Genomic DNA, 12,006 nt, shown 5'->3' with positions numbered 1-12,006 from the left:
GCACGAGCCGTGCTGCGCGAGCGCGCGATTAACCAGATCAGGCGTTCGCTTGATCAATGGCTGACTTCAGAGGCCACTGAAATGGCTTTACTGCGTGTAGTATCCGAATGCGTAATGGTGGTGTAACGATGGGTGTAACGATGTAACGGCAGCTCGCCTCGAATGTGTTCCTGGGAGACGACGGAATGCGCGTACTGATCGTCGACGATCACGAATTGTTCAGGGCCGGATTGGCGTTGCTATTGAGAGACCTCTTTCCTGGCATCGAGTTGCTGCACGCGAGTACGCTGTCGCAGGGCTTGAAGCATGCGCTTGGCGAACTCCTGAACATCGTTTTTCTCGATCTCGACCTTCCTGACGGTTACGGTTGCAACGCACTTGCCGAATTGAGGGAGTCGCGACCGTCGTTACCGGTGATTGTGATTTCGGCCGACGAGACCGTGGAAACCATCAGTCGTTGCATCGAACTTCGCGCCATGGGATATGTGCCAAAGTCGTCACCTCCTGAAGCGCTTCATGCAGCAATAAGCGCAGTGCTTGCCGGAGGCGTGTTCCTGCCGGCGGCCAGCATCGCGAGGCTCAGGCATGACATGGGCACGGGCGAGGCTCCGGCAAATGGTCCTGGGAAAGCGCAGCCGAGCGGTAATTCCGACATGAGTAGCGCATCCGGGCTGGGGCTCAGTCCGAGAGAGTTTGAAACATTGGCGTGGCTGGTACGCGGACTTCCCTCGAAGGCAATTGCCCTGAAAATGGGGCTCGAGGACATTACCGTTCGAAAATACGTCAGTCATCTGCTCACGCATTTCAATCTGCGGCGCCGTACGGAACTTATCGTCATGTTGGCTGATAGAGGGATCAAGCTCGGCGTGCCGCCAGTCACGGATCCCGCACATGACCGAAGTCTGTCGGCTGTTGGGCAGCAACGAACCGACTGACTTCAGCGAGCGTGCTCTCCGGCGCGGAAGACTTCCGCAGCAGAACGAACGGTTTGGCGAAATCGCGAAGTGTTCGGGGAGACATCAGTTCGCCCGTGATGAATGCGACGGGAAGCACGCCCGCCCACGCGAAATGCTGCCTGATCCGTTCGGCAACCTCAATACCGGTTGGGCCGACTCGCAGGCGGATATCGGTGACAATGACGTCGGGTATGCGGCCGTCATCGGCCAAAATGGCGTCGAATCCCGCCATCGACTCGGCGGCGTCTACCAGCGCGCCAGCACTGACGAACAACAGGCGCAGGCCCTCGAGAACGGTCGGTTCGTCGTCGCACAGCAGGACGTATTTACCCCTGAGGACGGACGTGGATGCGTCGCTCTTTGGATCGTCCGTCCCGATGACAGGTGTCATTTCAGAAATCGGAGCGTAGAGGGAAAAGCGCGACCCGCGCCCTTCGACCGACCAGAAACTCATGCTGTGCTGCGGCAGAATGCCAATGACCCGGTGCACGATAGACAGCCCGAGCCCCAAGCCTTTCGAGCGATCGCGACCCGGGTTGTCGATCTGATAGTACTCGGTGAATATCGCCTCCCGATGCATGGGCGAGATACCAACGCCCGTGTCCCGCACGTCGATGCGAAGGCGTTCGCCGATCTCCACCCAGCCGATGACGACACCCCCTGCGGAAGTGTTCTTGATCGCATTCGATACGAAATTGGATAATGCCCGCTTGAACAATGAGCGGTCACTTTCGATGGGCGGCGGGGGGCGCCGACGTCTGCTGATTCTCAACTCGATGCCCCGCGACCTTGCCGGTTCAAGGTATTGCTCAAAGACCTCCGTGAGCACGGCTTGTGTGTCGACTGACGCCAGGTGCGGGATGTAAGTGCCTAGTTCACTATAGTCCTGAATATCCTTGAACATGTCGAGGATGTCGCGTGCCGTTTCCTCAATGACGTCGAGATCATGGCTTGCGGCATGTTCATCTTCGAGTTTTATCCGCGCGCTACGGATGAAGAGGTTGATTGCGGCGAGGGGCTGCTGGATGTCGTGGTAGGCCGATGAAAAGAACCGCTCCTTCTCTCTAACGATTTCTCTCATGCGTTCATTCTGCTGGTTGACAACCAGGGACGCCGCTTCAACGCGTGCCTTGGCTGCGCGCAACGTCCGCCGGAACACGAATTCGCGCCGGGCAGCGCGTTCAAACTGAATGCAGACGACAATGCCGGCGAGATACATGATAGACACCGTATTGCCTCGGGAAGCCCAGGAAACCCGGTGAAACCCTGGCGTGGAAACGTTAGCCCATAGCCAGAGGTAAATGGTAAGACGAAAGCTTGCAATGCATAGTCCGACTAACCACGCTGCCGTGATTGCGCGAAGTCGGAACGATGTGAATAGCAGGAAAGTGAGAAGAAAAAATTCGGGAAAAATGTTCTCATAGACCCGGGTCACTGGATAAACGTTCATCACCCCCAATTGGGCGAACCAGCAACTTAGTATCACTATGCAAAGTAATCTGACGGACCGGCGTTCGTCAAAGGCGCGTGGCCCCCACATCAACCATACCGGCACAGCCATCCCCACGGCGCCTGCAAGTCGCACATAGCCAACGTGGAGGAGGATGCGGGGATCAAGCGTGTTCAGCAGCCACCAATCACGGCCAACAAACGCGGTCCATAGCAGTATGAGGATAGTGCCAGCCAGCCTGCGTTGGCCCGCGTAGCGACGCGCATAGTCCATGCGGAACGCACGCTCCATTGCCGCCGACCTGAACTTGCGTACTACGAAGCCTGACGATCTCATAGGCTGCTTGATTCGGAAAGCCGCCGTGGGCGGATAGTGCGCGGCATTGAGAGGCTTGGTCGGCGCACCACGGGTTAGCCGGTTCCCACCGAACGCGGCTAACGGAAAGACGGCAAATTCCAGCGAAAGCGGCGCGGGTGGTAACGGGTGCACAACACCGTCATGCGTAGCCACAGTACGATAAAAGCAGAATAACAGGTCGCGATTCCTGCCATCAGCCACAAATGTATCAGCAACGTGATGCGTCCTCGCCCGTACCTGGACGGTTCGGCAAGGAGTTCGGTCATGGAGGGCAACTACCTGATGCGTTGCCCGGATCGGCCAGCCTTCGTACTGCCGCTGGCTAATAGGGGCATATAGGGAATATAGGGACATACTTCTATCCGAGGCTGGTCCCGCCAGTCACTGATCCTGCACGTGACCGAAGCCTGCCGGCTGCCTGTCGGCAATGAGCCGACTGACCTCAGCGAGCGTGCTTTCCGGCGCGGAAGACTTCCGCAGCAGAACGAACGGTTCGGCGAAATCGCGAAGTGTTCGGGGAGATACCAGTTCGCCCGTGATGAATGCGACGGGAAGCACGCCCGCCCACGCGAAATGCTGCCTGATTCGTTCGGCAACCTCAATACCGGTTGGGCCGACTCGCAGCCGGATATCGGCGACAATGACGTCGGGTACGCGGCAGTCATCGGCCAAAATGGCGTCGAATCCCGCCATCGACTCGGCGGTATCCACCAGCGCGCCAGCACTGACGAACAACCGGCGCAGGCCCTCCAGGACGATCGGTTCGTCGTCGCACAGCAGGACGTATTTGCCCCTGAGGACGGAAGTGGATGCATCGCTCTTTGGATCGTCCGTCCCGATGACAGGTGTGATTTTTGACATCGGAGCGTAGAGGGAAAAGCGCGACCCGTGGCCTTCGACCGACCAGAAACTCATGCTGTGCTGCGGCAGAATACCAATGACCCGGTGCACGATAGACAGCCCGAGCCCCAAGCCTTTCGAGCGATCGCGACCCGGGTTGTCGATCTGATAGTACTCGGTGAATATCGCCTCCCGATGCGCGGCTGAGATACCAATGCCCGTGTCCCGCACATCGATGCGAAGCTGTTCCCCGATCTCCACCCAGCCGATGACGACACCCCCCACGGAGGTGTTCTTGATCGCGTTCGATACGAAATTGGACAATGCCCGCTTGAACAAGGAGCGGTCACTTTCAATGGGTGGCGGGGGATGCCGACGCCCGCTGATTCTGAATTCGATGCCCCGCGACCTTGCCGGTTCAAGGTATTGCTCGAGGACTTCTGTCAGCACGGCTTGTGTGTCGACTGGCGCCAGGTGCGGGACGTATGAGCCTAGTTCACTATAGTCCTGGATATCCTTGAACATGGCGAGGATGTCGCGTGCGGTTTCCTCGATGACATCGAGATCATGGCTTGCGGCATGTTCACCTTCGAGTTTTATCCGTGCGCTACGGATGAAGAGGTTGATCGCGGCGAGAGGCTGCTGGATATCGTGGTAGGCCGATGAAAAAAACCGCTCCTTCTCTTTAACGAATTCTCTCATGCGTTCATTCTGCTGGTTGACAGCCCGGGACGCCGCTTCAACGCGTGCCTTGGCTGCGCGCAAGGTCCGCCGGAACACAAATTCGCGCCGCGCGGTGCGTTCAAACTGAATGCAGACGACAATGCCGGCGAGATACATCGTCAACACCATAGCCCCACGGGTGATCCAGTGAGACCACGGCGTGGAAACACTACCCGAGATGTAACGACTCAGTTCTATAAAATGGAAGGTGACAACGCATAGTCCGACTAACCATGCTGCCGTGATTGCGCGAAGTCGGAACAACGTGAATATCAGGAAAAGGACAACAAAAAAGCCGGGGAAAACCTCCTGTCCGATCCGGGCCGCCGGGTAAACGTTCACCAATCCCAATAGGGCGGCCCAGCAGCTTAGCGTCACTAGACACAGTAATCTGACGGCCCAGCGTTCGTCAAAGGCGCGTGGTCCCCACATCAACCATAGCGGCACAGCCATACCCACGGCGCCTGCAAGTCGCACATAGCCAACGTGGAGGAGGATGCGGGGATCAAGCGTGTTCAGCAGCAACCAATCACGGGCAAAAACCGCGATCCATAGCAGGATGAGACTGGCGCCAGCCAGCCTGCGTTGGCCCGCGTAGCGACGTGCGTAGTCCATACGGAACGCACGCTCCATTGCCGCCGACCTGAACTTGCGTACTACGAAGCCTGACGATCTCATAAGGCTGCTTGATCAGGAAAGCCGCCGTGGGCGGATAGTGCGCGACATTGAGAGGCTTGGTCGGCGCACCACGGGTTAGATCGGTTCCCACTGAACGTGGCTAACGGAAAGACGGCAAATTCCAGCGAAAGCGGCGGGTGGTAGCGGGTGCAAAACGCTCTAATGCCTGGCCACAGCGCGATAAAAGCAGAATAACAGGTCGCGATCCCTGCCATCAGCCACAAATGTATCGGCAAGATGATGTGCGTTGCCCTCAGTTGGGCGGTTTGGCAGGCACTCCGTCATGGACGGCGGCTAGCTGATACGTCGCCTGGATCGGCGAACGGGAGTGCATACATCTTTCACCTGCGTTCCTTGTCCGTCGCCTACGCATGTGCGTTGCGACCGCGTGTCGGCTGACCAAGAATGAATATGACAGCAACGCTGCGAGAGCACTCTTCAAGCATACCCGGATCGGGTTGGCCGTTGCGACGAGCCGAACCTGCCTTGGCTTGTGCAAGGACCGCTGTCGGTCGGCGAACGATGCACAGGCCGATCTCTTAAACTCCAAAGGAGAACGCTCATGAAACTTCATCAATCGATCGCCGTCTGTCTTGCCCTGATGGCTGGAGTCACGGCAGACGGATGCTTCGCCCAATCAGCGACCAGTCAGAACGAGTCGGTAGTGGCTGGCAGCACCCCGCAGGATCCAGCGGTCGCGGTTCCGGCTGTCACTCCGGCGGCTCCTGTTTCCATGGGAAAAACACGTGAGCAAGTGAGGCGCGAGCTGGAAGATTTTCAGAACAGTGACCAGGCAGCTCAGATGCGTGATCTTTATCGGGGAGGCAGTTGAGGGAGATGTCGCGGGCCAGAAGGAGAGGTTGGTCTAGCGATTCTGTCCAGATCATGAAGCACTATTATCACGATTTGTAGTTGTGGAGGTGGGAGCAGCAGCAAGATACAAATCTAATGATAAGTTATCCGCAGTATAAAAATGAAGTCATGGTTATCGATGTCGTATCGCTGTGTTCTTCGCCATGTTATGGGCGGCTCGGTCGGAGCGCCTGTTGCACATGCTCCGGCCGCGGGGGCTTACGCATGGAACATGCCGAGGCCGCATTCTCAGCCGTCGAAATAAATAGGCGGCCGGGTCACTTCGACTCTCACCGCGGCGGTTTCCTTGGCCAATGGCTGGAGGCCCCCCCGGCACAAACGCGTCCGGCAGCCCCACTATTTCAGCATGTCCGGTCTCGCGAGACGGGTCCCAGCCTCGCTGCTTCCGTTTCCCGCGCGCTCGACTTCCACGCGGGGACGTTCCTCGTTAGCGGGTTCGTCCGGGCTAGAAAATTGCAAACCTGCGGTGCCACGAAATTAAATCTATGTCTGGTGCGGGTGCGCAGTCGGTCCCGAACGTGCTCGAACCTTCCGAAGAGCGACCAACATGTTTTCCCATCTTCCCGTTTCTTTCAAGTACGAGTAAGCACCTCCTAAAGCGGAACGGCTGGGCCATTGGATTTCGGTTTCGGCCCAACTTCGACCCGTACCTAACTTCTCCAGAATTCCACTAACAATAAGCTTGGGGTCGTATTGCCGTCTGGGGCTCTGACGTCCTTCGCGATAACGAGCAATGCCCTTAATGGCATTCCATTCAAGGTCTGACAACTCAAGAATGCCAACGTAAGTGAATTGCCGTTTTAATTCTCGTAATTCCAGAAGAGCCCAAACTGTGGAACGGCTCCAGCCAAAAGGTGTGCGGCTGGTTGCACTTCTTATTGGAGTGCACGTCGCCGGATATGCCACCGTGGGATAGGCAGGTGCTAAACAGATAGCAGATAGGCCACGCAACAATCGGTCGGCCACGGAAGGCATCAACTCTGCCCGCTCTGGGCGTCCATTCGGATTCACGCGACCCCGGGAATTGATTTGAGTCAATGCATTTCTATATCACCTTTGTTATTAAACCTATAGGCGCCACCGTAGATGAAGGATTGCGTCGCTTCTTAATGGGGCGCTAACCTCCGACTAGTAGCACCGCGTTTCGATAAGTCTATGTAGCGTGGCCGGAATCATGACATCGGGCGTCTAGTCATTGGCTTATAGGGCCTTCGCGACGGAAAGTGCTATGGGCAGGGCTAGTCGAATTACCCAACGTTAGACTTTCTGCGCCATAGCCCGCACAGATACTGTTTCAAGATCGATTGCATCACGCCACCTGCCGATCACTCGCCTTCCGTCTGGAGGCACGTTCCGGAACGAATATGTGATGTTAAACATCTCACGGCATCAGCCGCGAACGAGTCAATCCCGATCGAGGGGCGGACTCGCATTGCCAGTCGGCCATCTGCACAGTGCGTCGGCGGCTTTTCAGGTCGTTGCCATAGGCGCATCGGCGGGCGGCCTTGAGGCCTGCAGAAAGCTCATGGATGCGCTACCCGCCGGTACCGGCATGGCTTTCATCCTGGTCCAACATCTCGATCCCACGCATGAAAGCATGCTTGTGGAGTTAATCGCCGGCCGCACGTCAATGACGGTAGTGCAGGCAGTGGACGGCATGTCGCTCGAGCGTGAACACCTCTACATCATTCCTCCCGGAGCCTATCTCTCGGTGGCTAACGGCGCACTCCATCTTTCTCAACCTCAAGAGCGCCACGGCGCGCGTCTGCCCTTCGATTTTTTGCTGCATTCACTGGCCGAGGAAGAGGGTCCACGTTCCATCGGTGTCGTCCTTTCCGGAACGGGTGCCGATGGCAGCATCGGGCTGAAAATGTTGAAGGATAAAGGCGGATACGTTATCGCGCAGGATCCTGACGAGGCCGAATATGACGGCATGCCGCGCAGCGCAATCGCAACCGGGATAGTGGATCGGGTGCTGCCGGTGGCCGCGATTGCGGAAGCGCTGATCAAATACGATCGGGGCATAACGCTCACGCCAACGCCAACGCAGAATGATTCGGTGGCATTGATTACGCGGCAAGACCTGGATGGCGTGCCGCACGCGTTGGAGCGGGTCATTCAACTTCTCCGCACAAAAACCGCGCACGATTTCACGCTTTACAAACCGGGAACGCTGAAGCGTCGCATCGAACGACGCATGGCTATGGCTGGAGTGGCGAACGGCAACATCGACCGGTACCTGGAAATACTTGGAAACGACGCGGGCGAACTTAAGCTCCTTGCGAAGGATCTTCTGATCAATGTCACCCACTTCTTTCGTGACCCGAAGGTCTACGATTTCCTTGCGCAGAAAATCATTCCCGATCTGGTCAGCAGTCACACGGGTGATCGCCCAATACGAATCTGGGTGGCTGGATGCAGTACGGGAGAAGAAGCCTATTCGATCGCGATGCTCTTCATCGAGGAGATAGCGGTCTCGAAGCGCAATATCAAAGTCCAGTTACTCGCTTCTGACGTGGACCCGGATGCTGTAACCACGGCTCGGGAGGGTGTATATCCTGAAACCATCCAGGCAGACGTGTCGCCAGCACGCCTTGCGCGCTTCTTCTCGCTGGAGGATCACCATTACCGGGTCTTGCCCGAGTTGCGTGCAGCGATCGTTTTCACTGTTCAGAATGTGCTTGCAGATCCTCCCTTCTCCCGTCTCGACCTGGTTTCCTGTCGAAACCTTCTTATCTATTTGCTCCCTGAGGCTCAGGAGAAGGTGGTTTCGTTATTTCATTTTGCGTTGCGCGAGGGAGGCGTTCTGCTGCTGGGTAATGCAGAGACAATCAGCCACGCCGAAGGCCGCTTCGAACTGATCTCCAAGCAGGAAAGGCTCTATCGGCATATCGGTCACAGCGGGCCCGGGGATCTGAATTTTTCGATGCCTACCGGTGGCGGCATGCGAGTTCCTGCCGGTCCGGGACAGGGCCAGGAACCTGCGCGCCAGTCCGCTCTCGCCGAGCTTTGTCGACGGTTGGTGATCGAGCGTTATGCGCCGGCGGCGGTGTTGGTCAATCACCAGCATGAGTGCCTCTACTCGCTGGGTGCGACGGATCGTTATCTGAGCGTCGCACCGGGGCAGCCCACTCACGACCTCTTCGCCATGGCGCGACCGGGCGTGCGTACCAAACTCCGGTCGGCGATCCAACAGGCCAGTCAGGAAAACGTACGCACTGTCATCAACGGCGGCCGAGTGACCTACGATGGCCGTCCCCTGGCGTTCAGCATTGAGGTCCAGCCCGTGATGACGGAGGGCGAGGCGTTGCTGCTGGTCTGCTTCATCGACCAGCAGCAAGTCGAACTGAAACACAAGGAAACCGCTCATCCCGTCGAGCCGCAGAACGAGGCAAAGGCTACTGAACTGGAGCAGGAACTTGAAGCTACGCGGGCGCAATTGCAGAGCGCCATTCGCAATCTTGAGATATCGAGCGAAGAACAGAAGGCAATCAACGAAGAAGCTTTGTCGGCCAATGAAGAATACCAGTCCACAAACGAGGAATTGCTCACCTCCAAGGAAGAGCTGCAGTCGCTTAACGAGGAACTTACCGCTCTCAACGGGCAACTTCAGGAAACCTTGGAACGGCAGCGGACAACCAGCAACGATCTCCAGAATGTCTTGTACAGCACGGATGTTGCGACGCTCTTCCTCGACACCGAACTCAAGATCCGCTTCTTCACACCTGCTACCCGATCGCTCTTCAACGTCATTCCAGGCGATATCGGCCGGCCGCTCGCGGACCTGAATTCGCTTGCGACCGACGGTGCGCTCCCGATCGATGTGCAGACGGTGCTGCGCAGTCTTGTACCGGTCGAGCGGGAGATCGAAACCCGAGGCGACATGTGGTTCACTCGACGGATACTGCCCTATCGTACTGAGGACGGCGGGGTGGGCGGCGTGGTGATCACCTTTACGGACATCACTGAACGCAAGCGTACGGCGAAGGCGCTGGAACTCGCCAGGAAACAAGCCGAGCTGGCGAATATCGCGAAGTCCCGCTTTCTTGCGGCTGCCAGCCATGACCTGCGCCAACCGCTCCAGACGCTTGCCTTGCTCCAGGGGTTGCTGGTGAAAACGGTCGAGGGTGACAAAGGGCAGGATCTGTTGACGCGGCTCGATGAAACGATCAGCGCGATGTCTGAGATGCTGAATACGCTGCTCGACATCAACCAGATCGAAGCGGGCACGGTCCACGCCGACATGGTCAGTTTCCCGGTCAACGAGCTGCTTCACCGGCTGAAGAATGAGTTCAGTTTTCAGGCGCAAGCAAAGGGAATCGTTCTGCACGTCGCGGCCTGTAGCCTCACGCTATACAGCGATCCGCGTCTTCTCGAACAGGTGATCCGGAATCTGCTGTCGAACGCCTTGAAATACACCCCGCGCGGCAAGGTGCTGCTGGGCTGTCGGCGACGCCACGGGACGCTGAGCATCGAGGTATGGGACACGGGGGTGGGGATCGCCAAAGACGAACTTCAGGCGATCTTCCAGGAGTACCATCAACTCGATAACCCCGCGCGTGAACGGAGCAGGGGCTTGGGCCTCGGCCTGTCCATCGTCCAACGACTCGCGGATTTGCTGGGTCACCGATTGCGGGTGCGTTCCCAGCTCGGCAAGGGTTCAGCATTCGCTATCGAAGTCGATCTTCCGCCGCCGGGCACACCGCCGCAGTCTCAACGCACGCCCTCGTATGCGGCAGATCAAGAGGCGATTCGAAGCGCGCGCCGCCCAGGCATGATTCTGGTCATCGAAGACGATCCCGAGGTGCGCGAGGCGCTTGAGCTCGCGCTCAACGAAGAGGGGCATCATGCGGTGGGCGTGCCCGATGGTGTCGCCGCGCTCGAATGGCTGGCCCAGGGGAGCGTCCTGCCCGACCTGGTACTGGCGGACTACAACTTGCCAAACGGCATGAACGGAGTCCAGGCTGTCGTGAAGATGCGCGATAAGCTGCATGGCGAACTTCCCGTGATTATTCTGACCGGCGACATCTCAACGGAAACCTTGCGCGACATCGCCTTTCACCATTGTGAACAGGTCGTCAAACCGGTGAAGTTCGAGGAGTTGACGCACGTCATCCAGCGTTTGCTGGCAACCCCGCAAGCTGCGGCGCCTATGCCCGCTGCTCAGCCTGTGGAGACTGCAGGCGATAAAGATTCGCCGGTCATCTTCGTCGTCGACGACGATGCTCAGGTGCGCGGGGCAATTCGCAGCGTGCTCGAGGACGCGGGCCGGAGCGTCGAGGACTTCGCGAGCGCGGAGGCATTCCTGGAAGGCTGGCACCCGGGGCGCGAAAGCTGCCTCCTGCTCGATGCCTCTTTGCCCGGCATGAGCGGTCTCGAATTGCTGCAGCAACTTCACGACGCGGGCCATTGGCTGCCGGTCATCATGATCACCGGACACAGCGACGTACAGACGGTGGTGCAAGCCATGAAGGCGGGTGCATTGGACTTCATCGAAAAGCCCATTGGCCGCAGTGAGCTCCTTCAGAGCATTGACCGGGCGTTTGAAAAGTCGGTGGATTCAAACAAGTCAATTGCCTGGCGGCAAAGCGCAGCCGATCACATGGCGGACCTCACCGCCCGGCAGCGCGAGATCATGGATCGTGTCCTTGCTGGTCAGCCCAGCAAAGTTATTGCAACGGCTCTCGGCATCAGCCAGCGCACGGTTGAAAACCACCGCGCCGCGATCATGAAGAAAACGGGCTGCAAATCGCTTCCGGCGCTGGCACGTCTCGCACTGGCTGCCGCGTGGGGGCACACGGATGGTCAACTCGGGCAAAGCGGGCCAGCAGCGAGCGCTCTCGCGAGACCGTAGGCGTGCTGACGTAATGGATCTTGTCGAGCCCGTTACCGGGCCGGGGAAGATGAGCGGCAGGCTATCGTTCGCGGCACCTGTTGGCCGCTCGTATCCTGACTGGGAAAGGCCCTGCCAATGTCATGACAGATGATGGTGGAATGTGCGCCGCCATTGGTCGCGTGCGTGGTCAGCCAGGCGGATTACAGCTTTGCCGCGTGCCGCGAATACGATCAGTTGATCTGAATCAATTGACAAAGTAGAGTCAGCTTATACGCTGCAAACGCAGCAGTCGG

The 12,006-nt window shown here is 58.0% G+C and carries 5 protein-coding genes; 3 read left to right on the top strand and 2 right to left on the bottom strand.

What is annotated here, in order from left to right:
• The first annotated feature begins 185 nt into the window (after positions 1-185).
• Positions 186-935, top strand: coding sequence for a response regulator transcription factor (locus tag ACSQ36_RS29245; protein WP_436184662.1), 750 nt, complete (start codon positions 186-188; stop codon positions 933-935).
• On the opposite strand, the gene ACSQ36_RS29240 is transcribed toward ACSQ36_RS29245, so the two are convergent.
• Both ACSQ36_RS29240 and ACSQ36_RS29235 read right to left on the bottom strand, forming a co-directional pair.
• Positions 877-2,175, bottom strand: coding sequence for a hybrid sensor histidine kinase/response regulator (locus ACSQ36_RS29240; RefSeq protein ID WP_436184971.1), 1,299 nt, complete (start codon positions 2,173-2,175; stop codon positions 877-879). The genes ACSQ36_RS29245 and ACSQ36_RS29240 overlap by 59 nt on opposite strands.
• A gap of 969 nt (positions 2,176-3,144) precedes the next feature.
• Positions 3,145-4,941: a hybrid sensor histidine kinase/response regulator gene (locus ACSQ36_RS29235; protein ID WP_436184661.1), complete on the bottom strand. Its 1,797-nt coding sequence runs from the start codon at positions 4,939-4,941 to the stop codon at positions 3,145-3,147.
• A 625-nt stretch (positions 4,942-5,566) separates the two neighbouring features.
• Between ACSQ36_RS29235 and ACSQ36_RS29230 the strand changes: the two genes are divergently transcribed.
• Positions 5,567-5,836, top strand: a complete 270-nt coding sequence (locus ACSQ36_RS29230; RefSeq protein WP_436184660.1) for a hypothetical protein — start codon at positions 5,567-5,569, stop codon at positions 5,834-5,836.
• A gap of 1,410 nt (positions 5,837-7,246) precedes the next feature.
• Positions 7,247-11,731, top strand: coding sequence for a chemotaxis protein CheB (locus ACSQ36_RS29225; protein ID WP_436184659.1), 4,485 nt, complete (start codon positions 7,247-7,249; stop codon positions 11,729-11,731).
• The last annotated feature ends 275 nt before the right edge of the window (positions 11,732-12,006 follow it).

The organism is Caballeronia sp. LjRoot34 (genome assembly GCF_964253815.1).
Classification (GTDB): Bacteria; Pseudomonadota; Gammaproteobacteria; order Burkholderiales; family Burkholderiaceae; genus Caballeronia.
The sequence above is the reverse complement of the archived record's forward strand: the minus strand, read 5'-3'. Positions and strand labels throughout refer to the sequence as shown.